Raw genomic sequence first — 22365 nt, forward strand, 5'->3', positions numbered from 1 at the left:
TGCTCTACGATAGGGGGCTGACAGGGAGACCGCCGACAATTGCCCGGGCGAGGGTCGCGAACAGTGGATCGAGCGTTCTCATCGTCTCCTCCCGCGGCAGAACCGATGCGGCAGGCCGCGCTCGCAAGCCAGTGGCGTGCGCGACCTGCCCATGATGTCGATCAATACTGACGGCGTGCCTTCTGCGGACCCCGCCACGCCTATTGCTTCGCGCGGTAGCTCCCGAAGATCATCTCCCGTTCCGCGGGGGTCAGTTCTTCCGGCCCGAGCTTCATCGTCAGCTTGTTGATCTTTCCGGTGAAGCGGAACGGCACCTGGTAGTCCTCATCGTCCACCGGCGTGCCGGTGTCGATGCCGACATTGAACGTCTCGACCCAGCCGATGCCGACCGGCAGGCTCTTCGGCATGTCGCGGGTGTCGACGACCTGGCCGTCCACCTTCAAGGTGCCGGTCCCGCCCTTGCCGAGGCCGGGGCCGTCGAACTTCCAGTCGAACTCGAGCGTGTGCTTGCCGGGCCTGAGCGCCTCCTTGCCCTGCCACTTCACCCGCTCGAGCTGGATCAGGTTCCAGGTGAAGGTCGGCACGCCCTTCAGGAGATAGAAGCCGTAGCCGGCGAACCGGCCGCCGTCGGTCACCAGCATGCCCTCGGCGCCGCCCTCCGGGATCTCGACCTCGGCGGTGATCGTGTACGACTTGTTCAGCACGTTCGGAGCGCCGGCGACGCCTGGGAACGGCACGTTGCTCAACTCGCCGGTAAACTCGAACGCGGTCCGGCCTTCGATGTAGCTCGGCTTCACACCCATGAACCGGGGAAGGGTGCGGTCGTCGAGCGGGAAGACCCGGTATTTCTCCGCCTGCATGACGAACAGCTGCTCCATGTCGCGCAGCTTGTCCGGCATCTTGGCAGCGATATCGGTCGCCTGGGTCCAGTCCTCGTTCAGGTTGTAGAGTTCCCATTTGAAGTCGTTCATGACGTCCGTGGGAGGCGGCGCCAGCGAAAGTGCCCAGGGGGCGAGGATCGGCGGCGCCGAGGCGATCCACCCGTCGTGGTAGATCGCGCGGGAGCCGAACATCTCGAAATACTGGGTCGTCCGCCGGCCCGGCGCGTTGGCATCACCCCACGTGTACGCCATGCCCACGCCTTCGATGGGCCGCTGGGCGACGCCGTTGACCATCACCGGCTCCGGCAGGCCGGCCGCCTCAAGGATGGTCGGCACGATGTCGATGACGTGATGGAACTGGTGACGAATGCCGCCGGCGTCCTTGATGCGCGCGGGCCAGGACATTGCCATGCCGTTGCGCGTGCCGCCGAAGTGCGAGGCCACCTCCTTGGTCCACTGATACGGCGTGTCCCACGCCCAGGCCCATGGCACCGCATAGTGCGGATAACTCTGGTCGGTGCCCCACGCGTCGTAGAACGCCATGTTCTGTTCCACCGTCGGGTGGATGCCGTTCAGGATGGAGAACTCGCTGTAGAGGCCATGGAGCGTGCCCTCGGGGCTCGCACCGTTGTCGCCGCTGATGTAGATGATCAGCGTATTGTCGAGCTTGCCTGCGTCCTCGACCGCCTGGATGACGCGGCCGATTTCGTGGTCCGTATAGGCCAGATACGCGGCATAGACATCGGCCTGACGGATGTAGAGCTTCTTCGCCTCGTCCGAAAGCGTGTCCCACTGCGGCAGATCTTCCGGCCAGGCCGTGAGCTCGGCACTCTCGGGTATCACGCCGAGCTTCTTCTGGTTGGCGAAGATCGTCTCTCGCAGCTTGTTCCAGCCCTCGTCGAACAGGTGCATCGCGCTGATCCTGTCGACCCACTCCTTGGTCGGATGGTGCGGCGCGTGCGTGCCCCCCGGCGCGTAGTAGATCATGAAAGGCCGGTCGGGCTGGAGCTCGTTCAGCATCCTGATGCGCGCGATCGCCTCGTCAGCCATGGCGGTGGTCAGGTTCCAGCCGGGATTGTCGAGATAGGGCTCGATCGGCGTGGTGTTGCGGAACAGGTTGTTCGGTTGCCACTGGCTCGTGTCGTCGCCGAGGAAGCCGTAGTAGTACTCGAACCCCTTGATCGGCCCGGTCGGCCAGTCGGTGAAGGGGCCGGCCTGGCTCGTCACCCACTGCGGCGTGTTGTGGTCCTTGCCGAACCACGAGGTGTCGTAGCCGTTCTGCTTCAGGATCTCGCCGATGGCGACGGTGTCGCGCTTGATGACGCTGTCGTAGCCGGGATAGCCCGTCGCCTGGTCGACGACGACGCCGGTGGAGACCGAATGATGGTTGCGGCCGGTCAGCAGCGCGGCCCGTGTCGGCGAGCAGAGCGCCGTCGTGTGGAACCGCGTGTAGCGCAGCCCTTCGGCGGCGATGCGGTCGAGGGCCGGCGTCGGGATCACGCCGCCGAAGGTGGACGGCGCCGAGAAGCCGACGTCGGTCATGATCAGCAGGACGTTCGGCGCCCCCTCGGGCGGCACCACGAGCCCGGGCCAGTATGGCGTCGACTGGGCGGCGTTGACCTGGACATCGCCCTTGAACGGCTGCGGCGGGTTCGGCAGGTACCTGCCGTCGATGGTCGTCGTCGCGCCGGGCGAGCCTGGTGTGGCGGCGGCTTGCTGAGCCTCCGCGGGGGCGGTGGCGATGGCGAGCCCCACAAGGGCCGACATCGAAAACAGGAGTTTCGCAGTTCTCAATTTCGCCTCCCCTATAAAGGAACGGCGCACGTCATGTGCGTCTCAGTAGCAAGGCGGATAGGGGTAGTAGCCGCAGCGCGGAGGATAGTAGTAAGGGTGGTAGTAGGGGTGGTAATAGGGCGCCGCTGCTGCCGCGGCGCCTGCCGCCGCACCGGCATACCAGGCACCACGAAAGGCGGTGCGGCGAGCAACGCCGGCGAACGACAGCGGCGTGAACGGCATGCCGATGATGTCGATGAACACCGAGGCCGGCCCGTCGGTGCCGCCGAGGCTGCCCTCGAGGACATCGACATTGAAGGTCAGCCTGTCGCCCTCGAGCTTCGGCGACTTCAGAACCACCACCGCGTCCCGGATCGTGCCGCCGTCCTTGCTGAAGGCCGATACGGTTGCGTTCGGCGGGTCCTTGGCGAAGCTGTCGCTGCCCTCGGCCCATTCCTCGATGAGGTGCTCCGTCAGCGCGTGGCCGGCCGAGCGGACCGGACGGTCGGCAAAGATGATGGCGTTGCCGGCGACGCCGGTGAGCGTCAGCGTGTTCCCCTCGAGGGTGGCCCCGCGGGAATTCAGCACGATCAGAGAGGGGACGATGTCCGGCTTCGCCTTGCCGATCGTCTTCTGCAATGGCACGTGCGGCGCTGCGTCTTGCGCAAGCGCCACTGTGGGGCCGAGCAGAATTGCCAGCCCCATGAGAATGAGCCCCATGAGAAACCGAATAGACCCGCGTGCCGACATCATTCCCTCCCCGATAGCCTGATTGTTCAGACAGCCGTCCGGTCAGGATGTCGCGCCGGGAAGGTATGACCGCCCGGCAGCTCAGCAGTCCTCGAGACCGCAACGCCTGAGCAAACCTTAAACACGCCAGGCTGCATGAGGGCGTAAGTTACGGTAAGCTACCAGCGGATCGCGGCCCGCTGGGCGCCGAGGGGGCTCATCGTCGTGGCGAAAGGCGATTTTCCGGATTGCAGCGCGCCGGGGCGCGATAATCCTGACCCGGGTTCTACGGCACCGGAAAGCCAGCCTTGCGGGCGGCCTCGGTCATGAACCTCCGGTCCTCCGCTCTGAAGTTGCGCTTGGCGAGTTCGGCATCGAAAGCGTCGAAGAACCGGGGCTGCATCTCAAGGAACCGGGCCCGGCTCTTGGCACCTTCCTCCTCCAGTCCGGCCTCGGCGTAGATCAGCGCCGCGACGAGATGGAAGATGGGAAACTTCCTGAGATCCGCCTGCCGGATCAGGGTCACTGCGCGGGCATTATCGTGCCGGATGAAGGCGGCGAGAGCCAGCATGCCCGCATAGAAGCCGGAATTGCCGGGGTTCATGTCGAGCGCCTTCGAGCAGCTCCGAGCCGCGCTTCCAGTCGCCAGCCAGCGCCACGCGGGTGCCGAATTCGCCGAGGAGTTCGGTGTCGTTTGGATTGAGCGCGAGCGCCCGCTCGCCGATGCGGAAGGCTTCCGCTGGCTCGCCGGTGAAGAACAGCGCGGTCATCAACGCCTGGAGGGCACGGATGTTGTCCTGGTCGATACGCACCGAGTGACGGGCGGCTTCGAGCGCGCGCTCGACCGCCGGGGGCTCGCCCGCTTTCGGATTGAACTGGAACCGGTCCTCGTCCAGGTAAAGGAATGACAGCATGGCCCAGGCGGTGCCGTATTTGGGATAGCGGGCGACCGCGCGTTCGAGGCAGTCGCGGACTGCGGCGTGCTCCTCGGCGCTTAGAACCGCGCGATACTGACAGAAGCGCAGCGTGCAGGTGTATGCGGCAAGGTCATCCGGGGCACGTTGAAGCGCTCGGCTTTCGTCAGCTTGGAAGATGATGCCGTAGGGCTGCGCGACGGTGGATGCGACCTGGCCGGCGACGTCCACGACGATGCCGACGATGTTGCCGGAGGTCAAATCCGCCTCGTATGTATGGGCCCAGAGCACGACAGCGCTTTCGCCCGCCAGTACGCGGGTGTTGACGCGCAGTCCGTGTGCGCTCGTCCGGACGGTACCCTCGAGGATGTAGCGAACGCCGAGATCCGCGGGGATATCGGAGGTGCCAGCCGTGGCGGAGAGGGACTTCGTAGTCTCGCGACCCACCACCCTCAACTCCTTGAACCGGGACAGCTGCGACAACACCTCGTCCGTCAACCCTGCGGCATAGAGCGCTCCCTCCGCATCGCCGCCAAGGTTTGCGAATGGCCTGACCAGCACTGACGGCCCAGCGGGCCCCGTTTCGTCGCCCCGTCCGTCCGGCCCGAGGCGCCACGCATCGGTGGCGCCTCGCCAAAGGCCCGCCCCGAGCAAGCCAGTGATCAAGACCACCACCGCGGCAATCGTCCATCGCAGCCAGGGCAAAGGCCGCGCCGCTGGTCCTTCGTCCAGCGGAGGCAGAGAGAGCTCGACCGGATCGGGCGGAAGCGTCTCGACTGGCTGGGTCGTCTTGAAGGCGAAGGCGGGGGCGTAACCGCCTTTGGGAATGCTGATCGACACCGGATCGGCCTGTCCGGCCAGCAGGTAATAGCGCTCCAGCGCCCGTCTCAGCCGCCCCGCCTCGATGCGCACGATGGGGTCGTTTCGCGCGTCGAAGTCGGCGCTGCGGCCAAACACCTCGAGGGCGATCGTGTAGGCTTTGATCCTGTCCGAACGTCCGGCCAGCGCCTCCTCGACCACGTAGTGCAGGAAGCGGCGGACGCGGTCGGGCGCGTCGAATTCGCGGCTGCACTCCACCCGCTCGAGCTGCGCTCGAATCTCGTCCGCAGCTGGCCGGTCCAGCCGATCGTGGGGCACCTCGTCGACGCGTAAATCAGCGCCCCCCATTGATCTACTCCTTCGCGGCCGCGGCTCTCCCCGGCGCCCGCAACTCAACTCCACTACCTGAGCTTGTGTTAGTTACCGTAATATACTTCTCGCCCGCCCGCGTCGGTAGTTAAAATTGCTCCGCTTATGGATCGAGGCCTCCTTGACATGGATCAGGGTGTGTTCGCGGCGGTCCGGCGCTTTCCGGATCGGAGGCAGTCGATAGAGGAGCTCGCCCTTCGCGATGAGGGGTTCCGCTCGATCTGCGCCGACCTTGCGGAAGCCGAAAGGGCGTTGCGGCTGTGGGAAAGCTCGACCTCTGCGAACAAGGAAGAGCGCTGCACGGAATATCGGACGCTTGTCGCGTGCCTCGTCGATGAGCTGCGGGCGGCGATCGACGCTGCGTCCAACGGTCCGGCGCTTTAGCTGCTTCGGGATGCCGAGCAGGCACGAAGCCACCGGTGTCAAGGTTAGGGGTGTCAGTGATTGGCACCAGAACGAGACTTGATGGGCTTAGGAATACAGAAATGAACGCCGAATGCAGGATTTCTCATCAGTTGGTAACGTCATTCTAGTCGCCCGTCGAATGCCTGCCGGAGCCGCGGGGCCGATCGATCACCGCCGGCAGCAGGCGGTTATGTTCTGCCTTGCTGTAGGGCCGCCCGCCGATGTCGTCGGCGAGCATCGCGAAATAGTCTGCCACGATCGCGTCGTTCTGCTCGTCGGATCAGCCACCGGCCATGGCGGCTTCCGAGCGGACCGGCCAAGCTGGAGAAGGCCTGGATCACGCCAGCAACCGTGCCGGCACACCGAGCACCGGGCCGGCCTCGGCGAGCCGCTGGTCGAGCGTATGCACGGTGGCGCCATGCTCCGATGCGATGGCGAGATGCAGCGCATCGCCGGCGCGGAGCCCCAGCGCATGCTGATCGGCGAACTTCGCCGCCGCCCGGAACTGCCCGCCCGTCACGGGCAGCACGGTAAAGCTCTCGGCGACCAGCTTGTTGAACATGGCGAGCGCGGCGGCGCGCTGCTCCAGGCTGATCTGGCCGGTCCGCAGCTTGATCGCCATGGCGGACGACATCTCGGTGACGGTCCAGTCGCTGATCAGAAGCCGCGCCGGGTCCTGCTCCGCCAGCCAGATCTGGACGCGCGGCGTCATCGCTTCATTGGAGAGCGCCGCGACGATCAGCGACGTGTCGAGATAGAGCATCAATAGCGGTCGCCATCCCGCATCGACCGCACGAGGTCGGCGGCGCTCCGGGACTGGGGCGGCATCGCTGCCGTCAACGCTTGAAGCAGTGCGGCATCGATCGGCTTGCGCGGCCTGGCCACGCCGGTGAGCCGCGCGACCGGCTTGCCGCGGCGGGTGATGTCGATCGAATCGCCCGCTTCGACCCGGTCGACCAGTTCGCTCAGACGAGCCTTGGCATCGGCCAGATTGATCGCATCCATGTCACGCTCCTGACCATATAGATGGTCATATAGTGTAATTGGTCTGAGAATTCCAGCGCTGCCTCTCAAAGCCTCCTTCCGGGAACCCATGCCCGGTCCGGACGCAGTCACATCCAGATTGCCCGTTCGGAATGCACGTCCTGATCGCTCACCAGCACGATCCAACAAACTGCCTGTCAGTTCAGGGATATACGCAACGGGATCAACGCTCATCCGAACGCGACAGTCCGGCGTGCGCGCGTTGACGTGATGATACTGCCGTGCAAAGGCCCAGCGTTGCGGCAAGCCCGCCGATCAGGAAAACGGACGCGTAGCCGGCTTGGTCGGCCAGGATGCCGACGACCGGTCCCGTCGCGCCATAGGCCAGGTCCTGGAAGGCCGCGAACCCGCCGACCGCCGTCCCACGCAGGTGCGGTGGCACCTGCTTGACGACTTCGGCGCCCATTGCCGGGAACACCATCGAGCAGCCGAGCCCGGTCAGCAGGGCGCCGGCCAATGCCGTGTACGGCTCGGGCGCCAGCCACAAGAGATACTGGCCGCAGGCTTCGACGAGGAGCGAAGCGACGGCGACGGGTGTTCCGCCGATCCGGTCCGGCAGGTTGCCGCAGACGAGGCGCACCATGACGAACCCCACCCCGAAGAAGGTCAGGCCGAGCCCGGCATGAGGCCATCCGCGGCTGAGGAAGTAGAGGGAAAAGAAAGCGCCCAGAGCCGCAAAGCCGACCCCTTGCAATCCGACGGCGGCGCCGGGACGCCAGATGCGCCCGATGATCCGCCAGAAGGATTCGCGCTGCCCGGCCTGAGGCGCCACGGCCGGCAGCCGGTGAATTGCAGCGAGCCCGACAAGAGGCAGCACCGTGCAGGCGGCCATCAGTCCGGCAAAGCCGAGCTGGTCCAGGAGCGCCAGCCCCAGCGGCCCGCCGGCGGCGAAGGCGCCATACATGCCTATGCCGACGAGCGACATGACGCGACCGGAGCGGGCCTGGCCCGTCAGCCCAATGGCCCAGCTGATCATGCCGACCATGGCCACGCTCTCGCCAAGCCCCAGCAGGAGCCGCCCGATGACCAGCACCGCATAGCTGCCGGTCGCCGGCAGCTCGGGCCAGCTTGCGAGAAGGCCGATCAGCCCGGCCGCCGCATAGATGACGAGACCGCGCTGCATGCAGAGCTTGCCGCCGAGCCCGTCCGCCCACGCGCCGGCACGGCCGCGTGTCATGATCGTCGACAGGAAGGCGATGCCGACCGCCAACCCGCCATAGGCGTTGTCGAGGCCGAGCCCCTGCACGACATGGACCGCCACCGCTGGCAGCGACATGGCGACGGTGAGATAGGACAGGAAAAGCGCCCCGTCAGAGCAACGACGTGGCGATGGGCCAGGTCAGGCCGTTCGGTGTCACGCATGTTCGCGCACTCCACAAAGACGACCATCGCTCCGGCGCTCCGGCGTGCCGGTGTCGTGTACGGCGAAGGTCGGTTGGGTGCGTTGGCTGACGTGAACGCTTACGGCCGGACCCAGGCAGAAGCCGGGGCGATGGCAGCATGTGTCTAGACAGCGCAGCTAGCGCTTGGTGCCACCATAGTCGGTGTGCTTGTCGCGCCAGACGGCATGGGTGTGCGGCTGGTTGGTCGAGTACGGAGGGTCCATGACCAGCTCTATCCACACCGAGGGGCCGTCGATGCGGACGTAATCACCGGTTCTGGTGAGCGAGGCCGAGCCGGAAAAGCTGAGATAGGTGGCATCGAGTTCCCGCTCGTACCGGGCGAGGATCGTGGCAGCGTTCGCGTCCGCAACGTCGTTCACGTACAGGCTGATCGCCTTCATCAGCAGAGCGCGCTGGTGCCTGCTCAGTGATGAAGCCGCGATGCCCTGAGCCCTGGCAGGAAAATTCCAGTCCTTGTGCCGCGCTTCGGGACCGAGCAGCATCTTGTCCTGTTCAGTGGCGAGCTTGGCCGCCGCCCTTTGACGCGGGTCGAGCGAAGCGAGCAGCGCAATGAACGCCTCCAGCTCGTCGAGCTGGGGCCGGAGGATTGCACCGTCGTGCCGGATGGCAGCATGTGGCTCGATACCCCGGAACGACGGTGTCGCCCCGACCAGAACCCCGTCCCGGTAGGTATTGGTGAGCGCCAGGTGATGGCCGCCGAACTGGAGCTGCCAGGTGCCGGTCTTCGAGGGAGTTCCGAGGAACGCAACGTAAAAGTTGCCCCTGCCGTAGCCCTTGCCGCCACCGTTCTGCCTGATCCAGTCGTCGGCGGCCAGATGCTGCTGAATCTCGTCATAGCCCTCGTTCCGGCCGCTGCCGGTGGCTGCGGCGAGCAGGGCGTTCAGGGCGTCCCACTGCGCGGCAGACAGGGTGCTCAGCTTCAGGCCGATCCGAGCCTGTCGTCGACCGAGCGCCCACTGCGGATAGGTGTGCCACCGGGCCGCGTTGGCGAAGGTGTACTCCTGGAGAAGGGCGGCGCGCTGTGCCTCGCTGAGGGTTGCGATGAAGGCATTTGCCCGCTGGAGCACCGCGGCGCCCGACGAGGCGTGGGACAAAGGTCTGCCGGGTCCGGTCGTCGAGGGCGGCGTCTGTGGCGCCGCGGCCTGCTCTGACGTTTCGGCGGCCATGCACCCGCCGACGTCGAGCATGAAGATGAGTGCGCTTGCCAATGTCGTGCAGCGCGCGCCGATGGCGAATGCAGACATGTCTCTCTCCCGTATTCGCGCGACCGGCGCGGTCTGCGCGATGCTGTTGCTGAGCGGTGGAGGGCGCTTCCGCGGATCGACGTCAGCCGAGTCGCATGGACAGCTCGACGTCCTCGGCCAACGGCATGGACATGTACCCCCCGGCGGGCGAGCGCACGCGCTCCAGGTATTCCGGGCAGTAATCGGCATTGTCGGCGACGATGAGCGCGCCCGGCCCGAGGCGGCCCTCCACCAGGTCCAGGATCTCGGAATAGAGCGACTTCGCGCCGTCGAGCAGCACGAGATCGATCGTTTCGGGAAGGTCGACGCTCAGCGTCTTGAGGGCGTCACCTTCCCTGATCTCGACCAGATCGATGAGGCCGCCGTCCGTCAGGTTCCTGCGCGCCCGCGCCACCTTGGAGGGCTCGAACTCGCTAGTGATCAGGCGGCCGCCGCCATTGTCCCTGAGCGCGGCAGCCAGGTGCAGGGTCGAGATGCCGAACGACGTTCCGAACTCGACGATTGTCCGCGCGCGGGAGCTCCGCGCCAGCATGTAGAGGAGCACGCCGGTCTCGCGCGAGACAGGCAGCCAGAGATCCTTCAGGCGCCCATAAAGATCGAGGTATCCGGTCTTGCTGCGCATCAGGCGTTCCCGCTCGTCGCGGGAGATTTCGGCCAACGCCGGGCTCGTCGCCGCATCGGCCTCCTTGAACAGGCGCTCCAGAAGAGGAGCGAGCGGTGCAGTGGTCAGGGTGCTCATCAAGGTCTCCGGTCCGAGGGAAATGCGTTCTTGTGTCGGATTGAAAAATACGATTCATTAGTCGCATTTCCTATTCGCATTGCCGGAGCGCCGGATGAGCGATCGCCCAACGACCCGGATTTCCTCACGAAAAGAGCCCAGGCAGACCCGCTCGACCGAGCTTGTCGCGTCGATCCTCCAGGCGGCTGTTCAGGTTTTGGCAACGGAGGGCGCGCAGCGCTTCACCACGGCGCGGGTGGCCGAGAAGGCTGGCGTCAGTGTCGGTTCGCTCTATCAATACTTTCCGAACAAGGCCGCGATCCTCTTCCGGCTCCAGAGCGACGAGTGGCGGCAGACGACCGAGATGCTGAGCACGATCCTCGGCGATGTCACGAGGCCGCCGCTCGAACGGCTGCGAGCGCTGGTCCATGCCTTCATCCGCTCGGAATGTGACGAAGCTGTCGTGCGCGGGGCCCTCAACGACGCGGCTCCGCTCTATCGCGATGCACCCGAGGCGCGGGAGGCACGCGCGGCCGGAGACCGCATTTTTGAAGCCTTCATGCGGGAAGTGCTGCCCGAAGCCGCTGACCCGATCCGCGATCGGGTTGGCGACCTGATCACCACGACATTGGGTTCGGTCGGCAAGAACTTTTCGGAGACGCCGCGAACGCCGGCGGAGATCGAGGCTCACGCCGACGCCATGGCCGACATGTTCTGCGCCTATCTGCAAAGCCTTCAGCGTGCCTGATGTCCGGCACCGCGCCTGAGCGCCTCGCTGCGCACAAGGCCTCGCCGCAGCCGCCCGCTCCACGACGATCCCTCATGAAGTCGCGTACTGCCTGGAATCTCGCACAAAATGGGCAGGAGGGCGTCCGACTTGCTTCGTAAAGGCGACACTGAAGGCGCTGCCCGACCCGTAGCCGACCCTTGCCGCAATTTCGGCAACAGTGCCTTGGCCCTCGCGCAGGTACTTCTTGGCGAGGGCCATGCGCCAGGTCTTCAGGTATTCCATCGGCGGCAAACCGACGATCCTGCTGAACCGTGTGAAGAAAGCGGAGCGTGAGAGACCCGCTTCGCGCGCCAGTTCCGCAACGCCCCAGCTGCGATCGGGGGCGGCGTGCATGCAGCGCAGCGCTGCGGCCAGCCTCGGATCGGCAAGACCGCGGAGCAGACTGGCGGCGCCGTCCGCTTCGGAGGTGGAGCGCAGCGCTTCGATCAGCAGCACCTGGAGCAGATGCTCCAGTACGACATCGCGTGCGGGCCTGTCTGCGCGCGCCTCGCTGCGCACCAGGCGGGTCAGATCGGCCAGACGGCTTTCGCCCCGGACGACCACGAGGTCGGGAAGGAGCGAGACGAGGAGATCGGCGTCCGGCGCTCCGAAACGGCAATAGCCGACGAGCATTTGAACTGCGGCCGGCCCCTGCAGGGACCCGAGGCGGACGCTGCCATCCACTCCGGGCAGCGGCTGGGTCTGCAGCCCATCGGGAGGCCGGGGGTCCAGGCTCGACATCGTGATGACGGAGGCAGCCGGGACCAGGACGAAATCGCCGGCGCGCAACTCGATCGGCGCTTTCGCGCCGGCCTCCAGGCAGGCCCGCCCCGCCAGCAGCATGCAGTAGTAGACCTGTTCGACTTCCGTGCGCCGTACCCGCCATGCGCCGGCAGCCTCCACCAGCTTCGAATAGGGCGCCTGAGGTCGCAGCAGCGAGATCATTTCCGATAGCGGATCGGCCATATTCGGACTTTCTCTAACGATTAATGTATTTTCCATGATAGAAAGTTCAGGCCCGCATGTCGATATTCAGGTCATCCACTTTCGACAGGCGGACCAGACATGAACACCGTGATGATTACCGGATGCTCCTCGGGCTTCGGCCGCGAGACGGCCGAGCACTTCCTCAGCAAGGGCTGGAGCGTCGTCGCCACCATGCGTACTCCACGCGAGGGCGTGTTGCCGGCTTCGGACCGGCTGCGCCTTCTGCCCCTCGACGTGACCGATCGCGGCTCGATCGCCGCTGCGGTCGAGGCGGCGGGGGCAATCGATGCCCTCGTCAACAATGCCGGGATCGGATGGATGGGCCCGCTGGAAGGAACCCCCGAAGAGACGATCCGCGGCCTATTCGAGACCAACACGTTCGGTGCGATGGAGATGGCTCGCGCCGTCGTGCCGCAGATGCGGGCGCGCGGGAGCGGGACCATCGTCAACGTCTCCTCCAGCACGACGCTGAAACCGCTTCCCCTGCTGCCCGTCTACACGGCCAGCAAGGCGGCGGTGAATGCGTTCACCGAATGCCTCGCGCTGGAGCTCGCGCCGTTCGGCATCCGCACCCGGCTGGTGCTGCCCGGACAGGCCCCGGGGACTCGTTTCGCGACGAATGCACGGGCCAAGATCGCGGGGGCGGGAGGTATTCCCGAAGCCTATCGCCCGCTGGCCGAGCGCGTCTTCGCCGCCCATGCGGAGGCGGCCAACAGGGAGGTCACCGAGCCGCGGGATGTCGTTGCCGCGATCTGGCGCGCCGTCACGGAGCCCGATTGCCCCCTGCGCCTGCCCGCGGGCGCCGATGCGGTCGCCCTGGCGGGCTGAGCAGCGCCAGCCATCCGGACAATTCTTCGACGTGACGGGTTCGCCCTGCGCCTCGGGACGCGGGGCAGGGCGCCCGTTATCCCCGCGAGACAAGTCCAGCGCCATCGCCGAGGCGCAACAGGGGCCGCCCAGGCCGGTCCCGCTAATCGGTGGAGCGTCGTCGCCGGAAAAAACTCTTCAGCCCAGACCTGCGTCCCGGTCGGCCGATTTCGACCCTGGTGTCTTTGGGGGAGACGGCTTCATCGCTCCAGATCAGCTCGAAGGCAATCCCTTCCAATCCGAGCTCCGCGATGCGGTGAACCACCGTCTCCCGCATATAGATGCCGGACACGCGCGTGACATGCTCCGGCAACCTGAACATTGCGACGTCGCCGATCGCCTCCGGCCGAAGTACATGCTTGTCGATCCACATGATGCTGCCGTCATCGAAGCGTGCGATGCTGGAGCGGTCTTCGTCGAGTGCGTCGACCACGGTGGTGACATTGAACAGGGATACATCCTCGTCGGACTGGAGCGGCAGGAATTCTCCGGCGTGCTCCAGGATCGGCCGCAGCAACCTGACGGCGCGGGGCTTCATCATCAGAACGTGTCGGCCATACCAGGGAAAATCAGAATATGCCCGCGGATTACCCTTCTCGTCTTCTCGAAGGATATCCATCCGCACGGGACGCCAGTGCGGCTGCATCCGTCCCGACAACCTCTCCAACACCTCATGGTCGTCCATATGGCGCGGAAGGATCCACTCCTGCCCCTCAAGGACATCGGGAAGATAGATCTTCATTTGGGCGTCCTACCGCTCCGTCTAAGCGTCTTAACTCTGTGATCGGCGGCGCTGGAGGTAGCAAGCGCGCCGACTGGCGGTAATGACAAAAGCAATGAGAATTCTGCCAGTCAGCCGATGGATGCGGTGACCTGCTGCCCGAGATCTCCGCTCGGGACACGCCTGGCGCAGCGCGGTGGACATGGTGATGCTGCCGCGGCAGCGCTCGAGCCGAGGCTGCAGCATCCGGCCTGTTTTCAATCTCCTTCGCCGCTCAGCATGTGATCCGCCAGGCTGTAGCAATGGCTGGCCTGGTACGCATTCCGCCCCCTGTTCATATGGGTGAGGTTGAAAGCCCGGATGGCACGGAGGACGGGGCCTGACGCGAGGAATTTGCGGATCGAGGACGAGCCGCGAATGGTGATCCCGAAAATGTCCTCGCCGCGCGGGAAGAAATGGCGGACGTCCTCCGGCGCCATGACACTGCACGCGAGGAAAGCTTCATCCACATTGCCCGGCGTGAGCGATCCGTCGGTGGTGAAATCGGACAGATGCACGATGAATCTCGCGCGAAGGGATTCTTCGTCGGCATAGAGCGTGAAAAGCTCCATCCAGCTCGCATTGACCCGGATGAGCGGCTTGTCGGAGGTGGATGGAAGGCAGGACACCGACCAGTAATGCCGCTCGGTCTGCCGAGGGACCGGGATGCATTTCCGGCCGTAAATCCGAAGAATTTCTAGTGCTTCTTGTGCGTGCGGCCGGCGAAGCAGCTTCTGATACCGCGCGGCATATTTGAAGCGCTGTTCCATGGAATCCGAGCGCTCCTCCGCGTCGCGCAGGACCGTCTTGCCCTCCATCCAATCGCGCTGCTGCTGGAGATCGACGAATTGGCGCAGACCGGTGCTGCTTTGGCGGCGACGGGCGCTCATCGGCGGTCCAGGAGCCGCGCCACCGCCTCTCGCACGAGAGCGGGAACGCTTTCGGCATCGTCCAGATACGCGCTCTCCAGCAGGCCGTCGGAAAGCGCGACGAGGAGGGAGGCGGTGACGGACGGGGTTGGGTCGCCGTCCTCGGCAAGTAGCGTCCGGAGGCTGTCGTGATACCACACGCGGCGAGCATTGATCGTCTGCCGCACGCGGCTGGTCGGATCGGGGTACTCGGCTGCCGCGTTGAGGAACGGACACCCTCGCCAGCCTCCCGCGACCACGGCCTCGCTGATCCGTTCCATGATGGCCGCGATCATTTTCCGAGGCGGTTGCTTCGGAAGCGCCGCCACCGCTGCCCGGCCGGCCCGGTCTATCTCTTCGAGATAGGCGACGACGAGATCATCCTTCGATGGAAAATGATTGTAGAACGTCGCTTTGGCCACGCCCGCCTCCGCGATGATGCGGTCGATGCCGACGGCATGGATGCCCCCTTCATAGAAAAGCCGTGTCGCGGTCTCGAGCAATCGACGGCGCGCGGGGCCTGCTTCTGGCTGGCTGTCAGATTTCTTTTGCCTCATGGCTTGACCATAACAGACAGGTCTGTATAGTTCAATCGATAGACAGACTTGTCTGTATAGGAAGGCCGGGCGATATCGCAGCGACAAGGCCGGGGAGCTCTAGGTGGCGTGCGCGAACTCCGTCCCTTTCCTTGTGGGAGGGAGCCCCCGTCGCCAGGGCGCGCTGTATTCCGCCGCTCCACCACCGAATGAGGTTGGGAATGATCATCGAAAGCGAAACCGCCCGCGAAATCATCGAGCGCTTCCATCGTGCGTTTCAGGCGCACCGGCCGGAAGATCTCGATGACTTGATCGGCGAGGGCTGCGTTCTCGAGAATACGACGCCTGCTCCGGACGGCGCTCGCTACGAAGGGCGCGAGGCGTGCCTCGCCTTCTGGAAGGGGATTGCATCCTCGCCGAACCTTGTCTTCGAAGACGAGGAAATCTGGGTGAGCGGCGACCGCGGGATCATCCGCTGGGAGCTTCGCTGGAGCGAGCGCGAGGCCGACCGGATCCGGGGCGTGAACATCATGCGCGTCCTGGGCGGAAAGATCGTCGAAGGTCTTGGATATGTGAAGGGATAGGGCTCCCTTTCCACTCGCGGGCATCCGCAGGTCCATGGCTGGGCCTTTGCCTGATGCCGCTGGAAAAACCTGACGGACACTTCAATTGCTTGTACGTGGCCTGAACAGTCCGGTGGGAATGAGGTCAGTATCCCCATTGGAGTTGATGCAGGCTCGTATAAAATTCCATTGTCGGAGCCCGGAAGCGCCCACACGGCTCTTCCGGGAGAAGCCTGTAGCCTGATGACAAGCCGCGGAGGGGAAGATGGCCAAGGCCTATTGGGTCGCCACCTATCGTTCGGTCAGCAATCCTGAGGCACTGGCCGCCTATGCCAAGCTGAGCGGCCCTGCGATTATGGCCGCCGGAGGCCGCATTCTCGTGCGAGGAATGCCGGTGCACCTGTACGAAGAGGGGCTTCAGCAACGCACCGTGGTGATCGAGTTCGACTCGGTCGAGCAGGCCCGAGCGGCGCATGATAGCCCGGCGTATCAGGAGGCCCTGGCTGCGCTGGCTGGCGGAGCAGAGCGCGACATTCGCATCGTGGAAGGCGTATGAAGCGTCTGTGGGACCGCCGGTCCCGCCTGAGACGGTTCGCTGATCTCGGACATGTCCGCATCCCCGCATTGGCGGCAGCGAGCAAGTGAACTGGTCATGAGCCGGCCGTTCAGCGAAATGTCTGCTTCCCTCCGAAGTTGACACCTGTATTTGCGGGGTCAGTTTTTTCGTCCCTCCAGCGCTTCAATGGCCGGTTTTCAGTCTAGAGTATTATTTTTGGCGGATGGGCGAGACGGGTTCGCCGGGCACCGCCCCCTTTGCGGATCGGTCCGGCCACAGGCGTGTCCTTCGATCGTCGGGCGACGCCGGTAAGTTGTGGTATCCACGAGTGCCCTGGCACGCTGAGCACGACATGGCCCAGAACATCTATGACGATCCGACCTTCTTCGCCGGCTACAGCGGGTTGCCGCGCTCCGTGGACGGCCTTGCCGCCGCACCGGAATGGCCGGCGCTGCGGGCGCTCCTGCCCGACATGACCGGCCTGCGGGTGGTCGACCTCGGCTGCGGCTTCGGCTGGTTCTGCCGCTTCGCGCGTGAGGCCGGCGCGGCGCGCGTGCTCGGCCTCGACATATCCGAAAGGATGCTGACGCGGGCGAGGGGCGAGACGCGGGATAACGGGATCACCTACGAGCGTGCGGACCTCGAGCACCTCGACCTGCCGCAGGCCGTCTTCGATCTCGCCTACAGCTCGCTGGCGCTGCACTATGTCGAGGATCTCGGCCGGCTGTTCGCGACCGTCCACCGCGCGCTCGTACCCGGCGCGCGCTTCGTCTTCTCGATCGAGCACCCGATCTTCATGGCCTCGCGCCGGCCGGGCTGGATCACGGATGCCGAGGGGCACAAGAGCTGGCCCGTCGACAGCTATCACCTGGAAGGCCCGCGCCGGACCGATTGGCTCGCCGAGGGCGTTCTCAAATATCACCGCACCCTCGGCACGACGCTCAACCTCCTCATCCGGAACGGCTTCGCCATCCGGCATGTGGAGGATTTCGCGCCGAGCGAGGCCGACATCGCTGCGCGGCCGGACCTCGCGGAGGAACGCGAGCGCCCCATGTTCCTCCTCGTCGCCGCAGACCGGGCCTGAGACGCGGGAAAGCAGGTCCCCGCGCCGCGAGTTGTCCCTGAACTGGCCGGTTCACGCAGCGTCCAGCGCTGCAGCCAGCCGATCCACCTCGCCAAAAAGCGCGCTCGCATCGACCGTTGCCCGGCCCCGGCCGGTATCGAGGATCAGGGTCGGCACGCCCCGTGCGCCGAAGCGCTGCATCTCGGCCCGGCCTTCCGCGATGCGGGCGCGGTTGGCTGCGAGGAGCTCCTCGTCTGCCGCATGGCAGCGCGCAGCGGCCTCCGCCAGCCCGAGGCCGGCGAGGACGTCGGCGATCACGGCCGGATCGCCGTTGTCGCGCCCCTCCACATACCGGACATGCTGGATGGCCTTCAGCGCCTCGAACTCCCGTTCGGGCGCCGTCAGGCGGACGGCCGTGAGCCCGAGCGTCGCCGGCCCGGAATCGACGGCCGCGGTGCGGCTCGCCAGCACGTTCACGCGGTACTGCTCGGTGAAGCGCTGGCCGGAGAGCCGGGCGATCCGCTGGTCGGCCTCCCAGGCATGGGCGGCGAAGGCTGCATTCATGGGGAACGCGCCCTCGTCCGCAAACAGCCCCGTCGGCACGAGATCGATCGTGAGGCTCTCGTGCGCCATTAGCCTTTCGAGGGCGGGGGAGGCGCCATAGCACCAGCCGCAGAGCGGATCGAACAGGTAGGTGAGGCGGCGCATCTCAATATCCGACGGTGAAGCGCTGGCGCAGGTGCTTCGGGCTCTCGATCTCGTCCGCCATGGCGATGGCGAAGTCCTCGTAGGAGATGCTGCTGCCCTTGTCGGTGGCGAGGAGCTGGTCCTTGCCGAGGCGGAACTTGCCCGTGCGCTCGCCCGGCACGAACAGGGCCGAAGGCGACAGGAAGGTCCAGTCGAGGTCGTCGACGGTCTTGAGGAAGCCGAGGAATTCCGCGCCGCGCAGCGCCTCCGCCTTGTACTGGGGTGGGAAGTCGGGCTGGTCGACGAGGCGCTGCCCCGGCGCGACATCGAGGCTGCCCGCGCCGCCGACGACGAGGAAGCGTTTCACGCCCGAGGCGCGCACGGCCTCGACCAGCACATCGAACGGCGTGTCGAGGAACCTCGTCGCGCTGACCACCGCGTCGTGGCCGGCCAGCAGTGCGGCAAGGCCGGACCTGTCGTTGACGTCCCCCGCGACGGCGGTCACGCCCGGCAGGGCGGAGATTTTTTCCGGGCTGCGCGCGATCGCGCTGACCTGATGCCCCCGGTCCGACAGTTCCTTCAGAATGCGCGAGCCGACATTGCCGGAGGCGCCGATGAGCGCGATGCGTGCCATATCATTCCTCATGGTTCTAGCTTGCGATCAGGTCTGAAAAGTAGACCGACGGGGCGGATCTATGGTATGCGGACGGCCCCCGCAAGACGTCACCGTCGGGTGATCTGGTCAGCCCGGCGTGACCGCCGGGGTCCTGGAGCGCAGCAGAATGAACCGCGACGACCTCATTCCGATTCCGTTCGTGTTCGAAGAGCCCTGTCCGATCCGGGATGTTCTCGACAGGATCGGCGACCAATGGAGCCTGCTCATCCTCGAGGTGCTGGCCCACGGCACGATGCGCTTCAGCCAGCTCGAGCGGGCGATCGGCGACATCTCCAAGCAGATGCTCTCCAAGACGCTGCGGCGCCTGGAGGAGGACGGCTTCGTGCGCCGCACCCTCTATCCGCAGGTGCCGCCGCGTGTCGAATATCAGCTGACCGACCTCGGTCGCTCCTTCCTGGTGCCGATGAAGAACCTCATCGCCTGGGCGAACGCCAATCACGGCGCGATCCGTGACGCCCGCGGCGATTATCGCGCCAGGGGCGCCGATCGCTGAGACGGGGTGGATCGTCCGCAGCCCTTGCCGGGCCCCGCCGAAGGCGACGGGGCCCGTTTCCGCCTTCCGTCAGTCCGCGAGCGTGCGCTCGCGCGGCCTTTCACGGTTCGGTCTTTCCGCTGGGGCTTCCTGCCTCAGGTCGATGCCCCGCTGCGCATAGGCGATGTAATCGGCGTCCGCGCCATACCGGTTGAGCGCGATGCCGGCCTGGGCGCGCGCCAGGAAGGCCGCGTCCTCTGCAGCGGCGGCCGGCGCAGCCGCTGCGGGATGGGGCGTGGCAGGGCGCGATGGAGCAGAAGGCGAAGAGGGCCGCTCGGGTTGCGCCGGCGCCGGCGTCCGGGATGCGGCTTCGGGCAGGAGGGCGGCGGCGAGCTGCGCCCCGCGGGCGACGGCGATGATGTCCTGGGCAACCCTGTCGCGCGCCAGCTTGCCGTCCTTCTTCTCCTGCTTGCTGAGGACCTTCAGGCTGTTGCGCAGATAATGATCCTCGGCGCGCGGATCGGCGGCTCGCAGCGCGGCGAGATGTTCCGGCTTCATGAGGTGCGGGCCTCGGCCCTTCAGGTTGAGATGGCCGGCGATATCGATCGCCCTGTCCTTGATGAGGCGGTGCATCGTCTTGTCAAAGATGGCCTTCTGAACGGGGCCGGAGGCGGCGAGAAGCCGCGTCTGCGGATGGCTGTCCATGATCGCCCGCAGGCGCGCGCGCACCTCGCCGGCTGCTCCCGCGAGCGCTTGCGGGGGATAGTCCTTGTGGAAGAGCTCCGCCAGCCGCATGACATCGGCAGGGAGGAGCCCGGTGCGGCGGCTCGTGGCGAGGTCCGCCACCCGCTTGGCGATCTTCTCCCTCCGGCTCAGCGCATCGGCGGGGGCGGCCGGCTTCTCCTCGGCGAGCACCTGATCGATCAGGCGGTGCAGCTTGGCCATGACGGTGCGCCCCTGGGCATCCGCATAATGCCCGGCGAGAGCGGCGAGCGCCCCGTCGGGGCCGGCGGACCGCACCAGTTCATCCGGCGCGGACGCCTCGGCGGCGGCATGCGCCATTTCCGATGCGCCCTCTCCACGGAAGCGCGCCTCCTTCTTCTCGTAGAGGATCTTCTCCACCGCGGCGCCGACCGTCAGCGGCGCGCCGACGGCCGCGAGCAGGACGCCGACGAGGCCGGCGACGCCGGTGAGCGAGGCGATGCTGCCGGCCGCCATCAGGCTCTGCCCGGCCGCCATGCCCGCGCCATGGACGATGGAATGGTGCTTGTTGTAATAGCCGAGCCGCTTGAGGCCCTGTTCCACGGCCCTGAAGACCGCCGGATCGATGAGGTCTCGGACGCTCTGCAGCGCCTGCCGGTCGCCCTTCAGCTGCCGGTGGCGCATCACGCCCGTCACGCATTTCGACGCGCCGACCGCGGCCATGGCGAGCTGCGAGGGCAGGAACGCGGCCGTCGCCGCCGTGCCGAGCACGGCCCCCGCGGTCGCGGCACCCTGGCTCGCCACCGAGCCGGCGGGCGCAGCGCCCTCGACGATGCCGGCAACCGAATCCGCCATCGACAGGACCATGCCGCCCGTCATGCCCGTCATCGCCGCCGCCGTCGGGATGCTGAAGTTGCGGTCGATCTTCTCGGAGGTGGCCGTCGACCGGTCTCGTGCATAGCGGGCGGCCTGATAGGCGAGGGCGGTGCCCGGCTGTTCGCCGTTTCCGCCGGCGTCCGGTCGCGCTGCCGCGGCGCTCCGCGCGAGGTCCATCACCGCTTCCGCGATGTCCTGGGGCGCCACGGTCCTGCCGGCGCAGGCGGAGAGAAGGCCCTGCGATTCCCTGAACATTCCCTTGATTCGCTCGACATCGGCCGGTGACGTGCCGGATCGCTCCAGCAGGTCGATGATCGCCTCCTCGCGCTCGTGCAGCTTCTGCAGGAGCTGCGGGAAATCCTCCCTGAAGCGTTCGGTGCATTCGTCGATGGCACCCTTGGCGCCGACGGCGACGAAGGGCGTGGCGACGCCGAGGATGGCGAGCGTGGCGATGGCCTGCTGCAGCTGCGGCAGGGACATGCCGAGCAGCGAGGCGAAATCGTCGATCCCGTCGACCGATCGCAGGTTCTCATAGGCGGCGACGAAGGGAGCCTTGAACGCATTCCTGTCGCTGGCGTTTTCGATCTGGAAGGACGGGCGTGAGGAAAACGGCAGAAGCTGTGAGAGGGATGGCACATCGGCCTCCTTTCAATCGACTCGTTGCAGGCTTGATGATCAGAAGGTGGGTTCGGACGGCTTTTCTGAGATGTTGTTGAATATATTTTAGATATTGTATTTTGAATTTTTCTTTATGGCGGCGTGTGGTCACGTTATTGTATTCTGTTTATAGCGATAGCGGTAGATCGGCGGAAAACGCAAGTATAATGCTCAATGAATGCTGTCTTTCCGTGGCGGTCAAGGTGGGCGCGCCCGTCGTGTGGCGCTTGCCCGCTGTGGCTGGACCGGCAACGCCGTCCGCCCTCTGTCGACAGCCGGGCGTGCGTGTTTTATCTATAAAATCATGACACGAGAGCCTGAAGAGACGGTTGCGTCCAAGATCACCCGCATCCTCGCCGAGCGGATCGTATCCGGGGCGTTGGCGCCCGGGGAGAAGCTGCGGCAGGACCATATCGCTGCCGAGTTCGGCGCGAGCCACGTTCCGGTACGGGAAGCCTTCCGCCGGCTGGAGGCGCAGGGGCTGGCCACCAGCGAGCCGCGCCGCGGTACGCGCGTCGCCTCCTTCGATCCTGCCGAGATGCGCGAGGTGGCCGAGATGCGCTCGGCGCTCGAGGCGCTGGCGCTGCGCCATGCCGTGCCGCATCTGACCGCGGCCATGCTCGCCGAGGCAGAGCGCGCGGCCGACGAGGCGGATCGGTGTCGCGACATCCGTTCCTGGGAGGCGGCGAACCGTCGCTTTCACCGGCTCCTCCTTGCGCCTTGCGGCATGTCGCGGCTGCTGCGGACGATCGACGACCTGCATGCGGCGAGCGCGCGCTTTCTCTTCGGAGGCTCGGCGGCGGCGTGGGAGCCGCGCGTCGATGTCGAGCATCGGGCGATCCTCGCCGCCTTGCGCAAGGGGGACGCTGACGCCGCCTGCGCGACGCTCGCCCGCCACGTCAAGCGCATCGGTCCGCTGCCGCGGCGGGCGCGGGTGGAGCAGGGCGGATATCCGCTCTTCGGCTGACGGTTAGAGATCAGGTTGCC

At 66.1% G+C, this 22365-nt stretch carries 25 protein-coding genes; 8 read left to right on the forward strand and 17 right to left on the reverse strand.

Annotation, left to right across the window (positions count from 1 at the left end; translation table 11 throughout):
• Positions 1-200 precede the first annotated feature (200 nt).
• The 4 genes from AL346_RS16155 to AL346_RS16165 all read right to left on the reverse strand — a co-directional run bounded on the left by AL346_RS16155 (position 201) and on the right by AL346_RS16165 (position 5464).
• The gene (locus tag AL346_RS16155; RefSeq protein WP_019402823.1) at positions 201-2648 is read right to left on the reverse strand and encodes an arylsulfatase; all 2448 of its coding nucleotides are present in this window, start codon (positions 2646-2648) and stop codon (positions 201-203) included.
• A gap of 69 nt (positions 2649-2717) precedes the next feature.
• Positions 2718-3359: a hypothetical protein gene (locus AL346_RS16160; RefSeq protein ID WP_245258910.1), complete on the reverse strand. Its 642-nt coding sequence runs from the start codon at positions 3357-3359 to the stop codon at positions 2718-2720.
• A 310-nt stretch (positions 3360-3669) separates the two neighbouring features.
• Complete coding sequence (locus AL346_RS25665) at positions 3670-3954, reverse strand: hypothetical protein (RefSeq protein ID WP_245258909.1); 285 nt, start codon at positions 3952-3954, stop codon at positions 3670-3672.
• Entirely contained in the window at positions 3920-5464 is a 1545-nt protein-coding gene (locus tag AL346_RS16165; RefSeq protein ID WP_245258908.1) for an adenylate cyclase, read from the reverse strand. The genes AL346_RS25665 and AL346_RS16165 overlap by 35 nt, the downstream gene beginning before the upstream one ends.
• 147 nt (positions 5465-5611) lie before the next feature.
• Here AL346_RS16165 and AL346_RS16170 point away from each other — a divergent pair, with 147 nt between their 5' ends.
• Positions 5612-5869, forward strand: coding sequence for a hypothetical protein (locus AL346_RS16170; protein WP_019402821.1), 258 nt, complete (start codon positions 5612-5614; stop codon positions 5867-5869).
• A gap of 145 nt (positions 5870-6014) precedes the next feature.
• On the opposite strand, the gene AL346_RS25850 is transcribed toward AL346_RS16170, so the two are convergent.
• The 6 genes from AL346_RS25850 to AL346_RS16195 all read right to left on the reverse strand — a co-directional run bounded on the left by AL346_RS25850 (position 6015) and on the right by AL346_RS16195 (position 10320).
• Positions 6015-6146, reverse strand: coding sequence for a hypothetical protein (locus AL346_RS25850; protein ID WP_019402820.1), 132 nt, complete (start codon positions 6144-6146; stop codon positions 6015-6017).
• Positions 6147-6227: 81 nt separating this feature from the next.
• Positions 6228-6653: a type II toxin-antitoxin system VapC family toxin gene (locus AL346_RS16175; RefSeq protein ID WP_019402819.1), complete on the reverse strand. Its 426-nt coding sequence runs from the start codon at positions 6651-6653 to the stop codon at positions 6228-6230.
• Positions 6653-6895: a type II toxin-antitoxin system Phd/YefM family antitoxin gene (locus AL346_RS16180; RefSeq protein WP_019402818.1), complete on the reverse strand. Its 243-nt coding sequence runs from the start codon at positions 6893-6895 to the stop codon at positions 6653-6655. Before AL346_RS16180 ends, AL346_RS16175 begins: the two co-directional genes overlap by 1 nt.
• A gap of 202 nt (positions 6896-7097) precedes the next feature.
• On the reverse strand, positions 7098-8231 hold the full coding sequence (locus AL346_RS16185; protein WP_256374259.1) for an MFS transporter: 1134 nt from the start codon (positions 8229-8231) through the stop codon (positions 7098-7100).
• Positions 8232-8453: 222 nt separating this feature from the next.
• Positions 8454-9581, reverse strand: coding sequence for a DUF3500 domain-containing protein (locus tag AL346_RS16190; RefSeq protein ID WP_019402816.1), 1128 nt, complete (start codon positions 9579-9581; stop codon positions 8454-8456).
• An 82-nt stretch (positions 9582-9663) separates the two neighbouring features.
• On the reverse strand, positions 9664-10320 hold the full coding sequence (locus AL346_RS16195; RefSeq protein WP_019402815.1) for an O-methyltransferase: 657 nt from the start codon (positions 10318-10320) through the stop codon (positions 9664-9666).
• Positions 10321-10414: 94 nt separating this feature from the next.
• On the opposite strand from AL346_RS16195, the gene AL346_RS16200 reads away from it, so the two are divergent.
• Positions 10415-11047 (forward strand): TetR family transcriptional regulator, encoded by a 633-nt coding sequence (locus AL346_RS16200; RefSeq protein WP_026015243.1) that lies wholly within the window; start codon positions 10415-10417, stop codon positions 11045-11047.
• Positions 11048-11119: 72 nt separating this feature from the next.
• Here AL346_RS16200 and AL346_RS16205 read toward each other — a convergent pair whose 3' ends face one another.
• The gene (locus AL346_RS16205) at positions 11120-12034 is read right to left on the reverse strand and encodes an AraC family transcriptional regulator (RefSeq protein ID WP_019402812.1); all 915 of its coding nucleotides are present in this window, start codon (positions 12032-12034) and stop codon (positions 11120-11122) included.
• 99 nt (positions 12035-12133) lie between these two features.
• On the opposite strand from AL346_RS16205, the gene AL346_RS16210 reads away from it, so the two are divergent.
• Entirely contained in the window at positions 12134-12883 is a 750-nt protein-coding gene (locus tag AL346_RS16210; RefSeq protein ID WP_026015242.1) for an SDR family oxidoreductase, read from the forward strand.
• A gap of 142 nt (positions 12884-13025) precedes the next feature.
• On the opposite strand, the gene AL346_RS16215 is transcribed toward AL346_RS16210, so the two are convergent.
• The 3 genes from AL346_RS16215 to AL346_RS16225 all read right to left on the reverse strand — a co-directional run bounded on the left by AL346_RS16215 (position 13026) and on the right by AL346_RS16225 (position 15147).
• On the reverse strand, positions 13026-13664 hold the full coding sequence (locus AL346_RS16215; RefSeq protein ID WP_019402810.1) for an imm11 family protein: 639 nt from the start codon (positions 13662-13664) through the stop codon (positions 13026-13028).
• 236 nt (positions 13665-13900) lie between these two features.
• A complete protein-coding gene (locus AL346_RS16220; RefSeq protein WP_019402809.1) occupies positions 13901-14572 on the reverse strand; it encodes a hypothetical protein in 672 nt (223 codons plus the stop codon).
• Positions 14569-15147 carry a TetR/AcrR family transcriptional regulator gene (locus AL346_RS16225; RefSeq protein ID WP_026015241.1) on the reverse strand — a complete coding sequence of 193 codons (579 nt, stop codon included), beginning with the start codon at positions 15145-15147 and terminating at the stop codon, positions 14569-14571. Before AL346_RS16225 ends, AL346_RS16220 begins: the two co-directional genes overlap by 4 nt.
• 200 nt (positions 15148-15347) lie before the next feature.
• On the opposite strand from AL346_RS16225, the gene AL346_RS16230 reads away from it, so the two are divergent.
• The 3 genes from AL346_RS16230 (at position 15348) to AL346_RS16240 (ending at position 17329) form a co-directional block, all read left to right on the forward strand.
• Positions 15348-15710, forward strand: a complete 363-nt coding sequence (locus AL346_RS16230; protein WP_019402807.1) for a nuclear transport factor 2 family protein — start codon at positions 15348-15350, stop codon at positions 15708-15710.
• A gap of 244 nt (positions 15711-15954) precedes the next feature.
• On the forward strand, positions 15955-16245 hold the full coding sequence (locus tag AL346_RS16235; protein WP_019402806.1) for a DUF1330 domain-containing protein: 291 nt from the start codon (positions 15955-15957) through the stop codon (positions 16243-16245).
• A 352-nt stretch (positions 16246-16597) separates the two neighbouring features.
• Positions 16598-17329, forward strand: coding sequence for a bifunctional 2-polyprenyl-6-hydroxyphenol methylase/3-demethylubiquinol 3-O-methyltransferase UbiG (locus AL346_RS16240; protein WP_019402805.1), 732 nt, complete (start codon positions 16598-16600; stop codon positions 17327-17329).
• 51 nt (positions 17330-17380) lie between these two features.
• On the opposite strand, the gene AL346_RS16245 is transcribed toward AL346_RS16240, so the two are convergent.
• Both AL346_RS16245 and AL346_RS16250 read right to left on the reverse strand, forming a co-directional pair.
• Positions 17381-18016 (reverse strand): DsbA family protein, encoded by a 636-nt coding sequence (locus tag AL346_RS16245; RefSeq protein ID WP_019402804.1) that lies wholly within the window; start codon positions 18014-18016, stop codon positions 17381-17383.
• Between the two features lies 1 nt (position 18017).
• Positions 18018-18629, reverse strand: a complete 612-nt coding sequence (locus AL346_RS16250) for an NAD(P)-dependent oxidoreductase (RefSeq protein ID WP_019402803.1) — start codon at positions 18627-18629, stop codon at positions 18018-18020.
• A gap of 148 nt (positions 18630-18777) precedes the next feature.
• On the opposite strand from AL346_RS16250, the gene AL346_RS16255 reads away from it, so the two are divergent.
• Positions 18778-19164 (forward strand): helix-turn-helix domain-containing protein, encoded by a 387-nt coding sequence (locus AL346_RS16255; protein ID WP_019402802.1) that lies wholly within the window; start codon positions 18778-18780, stop codon positions 19162-19164.
• 69 nt (positions 19165-19233) lie between these two features.
• On the opposite strand, the gene AL346_RS16260 is transcribed toward AL346_RS16255, so the two are convergent.
• Positions 19234-21357, reverse strand: a complete 2124-nt coding sequence (locus AL346_RS16260; protein WP_019402801.1) for a hypothetical protein — start codon at positions 21355-21357, stop codon at positions 19234-19236.
• Between the two features lie 325 nt (positions 21358-21682).
• On the opposite strand from AL346_RS16260, the gene AL346_RS16265 reads away from it, so the two are divergent.
• Positions 21683-22345, forward strand: a complete 663-nt coding sequence (locus AL346_RS16265; RefSeq protein WP_026015240.1) for a GntR family transcriptional regulator — start codon at positions 21683-21685, stop codon at positions 22343-22345.
• Positions 22346-22365 lie beyond the last annotated feature (20 nt).

The sequence above is a fragment of the Chelatococcus sp. CO-6 genome (assembly GCF_001271345.1).
GTDB classification, from domain to species: Bacteria; Pseudomonadota; Alphaproteobacteria; order Rhizobiales; family Beijerinckiaceae; genus Chelatococcus_A; species Chelatococcus_A caeni.

Excerpts from the sequence above, each read along its gene's own strand:
- AL346_RS16155 (WP_019402823.1), bottom strand. The coding sequence starts at position 2,648 with ATGTCGGCCCTTGTGGGGCTCGCCATCGCCACCGCCCCCGCGGAGGCT.
- AL346_RS16160 (WP_245258910.1), bottom strand. The coding sequence starts at position 3,359 with ATGGGGCTGGCAATTCTGCTCGGCCCCACAGTGGCGCTTGCGCAAGAC.
- AL346_RS25665 (WP_245258909.1), bottom strand. The coding sequence starts at position 3,954 with ATGCTGGCTCTCGCCGCCTTCATCCGGCACGATAATGCCCGCGCAGTG.
- AL346_RS16165 (WP_245258908.1), bottom strand. The coding sequence starts at position 5,464 with ATGGGGGGCGCTGATTTACGCGTCGACGAGGTGCCCCACGATCGGCTG.
- AL346_RS16170 (WP_019402821.1), top strand. The coding sequence starts at position 5,612 with ATGGATCAGGGTGTGTTCGCGGCGGTCCGGCGCTTTCCGGATCGGAGG.
- AL346_RS16175 (WP_019402819.1), bottom strand. The coding sequence starts at position 6,653 with ATGCTCTATCTCGACACGTCGCTGATCGTCGCGGCGCTCTCCAATGAA.
- AL346_RS16180 (WP_019402818.1), bottom strand. The coding sequence starts at position 6,895 with ATGGATGCGATCAATCTGGCCGATGCCAAGGCTCGTCTGAGCGAACTG.
- AL346_RS16190 (WP_019402816.1), bottom strand. The coding sequence starts at position 9,581 with ATGTCTGCATTCGCCATCGGCGCGCGCTGCACGACATTGGCAAGCGCA.
- AL346_RS16195 (WP_019402815.1), bottom strand. The coding sequence starts at position 10,320 with ATGAGCACCCTGACCACTGCACCGCTCGCTCCTCTTCTGGAGCGCCTG.
- AL346_RS16200 (WP_026015243.1), top strand. The coding sequence starts at position 10,415 with ATGAGCGATCGCCCAACGACCCGGATTTCCTCACGAAAAGAGCCCAGG.
- AL346_RS16205 (WP_019402812.1), bottom strand. The coding sequence starts at position 12,034 with ATGGCCGATCCGCTATCGGAAATGATCTCGCTGCTGCGACCTCAGGCG.
- AL346_RS16210 (WP_026015242.1), top strand. The coding sequence starts at position 12,134 with ATGAACACCGTGATGATTACCGGATGCTCCTCGGGCTTCGGCCGCGAG.
- AL346_RS16215 (WP_019402810.1), bottom strand. The coding sequence starts at position 13,664 with ATGAAGATCTATCTTCCCGATGTCCTTGAGGGGCAGGAGTGGATCCTT.
- AL346_RS16220 (WP_019402809.1), bottom strand. The coding sequence starts at position 14,572 with ATGAGCGCCCGTCGCCGCCAAAGCAGCACCGGTCTGCGCCAATTCGTC.
- AL346_RS16225 (WP_026015241.1), bottom strand. The coding sequence starts at position 15,147 with ATGAGGCAAAAGAAATCTGACAGCCAGCCAGAAGCAGGCCCCGCGCGC.
- AL346_RS16230 (WP_019402807.1), top strand. The coding sequence starts at position 15,348 with ATGATCATCGAAAGCGAAACCGCCCGCGAAATCATCGAGCGCTTCCAT.
- AL346_RS16235 (WP_019402806.1), top strand. The coding sequence starts at position 15,955 with ATGGCCAAGGCCTATTGGGTCGCCACCTATCGTTCGGTCAGCAATCCT.
- AL346_RS16240 (WP_019402805.1), top strand. The coding sequence starts at position 16,598 with ATGGCCCAGAACATCTATGACGATCCGACCTTCTTCGCCGGCTACAGC.
- AL346_RS16245 (WP_019402804.1), bottom strand. The coding sequence starts at position 18,016 with ATGCGCCGCCTCACCTACCTGTTCGATCCGCTCTGCGGCTGGTGCTAT.
- AL346_RS16250 (WP_019402803.1), bottom strand. The coding sequence starts at position 18,629 with ATGGCACGCATCGCGCTCATCGGCGCCTCCGGCAATGTCGGCTCGCGC.
- AL346_RS16255 (WP_019402802.1), top strand. The coding sequence starts at position 18,778 with ATGAACCGCGACGACCTCATTCCGATTCCGTTCGTGTTCGAAGAGCCC.
- AL346_RS16265 (WP_026015240.1), top strand. The coding sequence starts at position 21,683 with ATGACACGAGAGCCTGAAGAGACGGTTGCGTCCAAGATCACCCGCATC.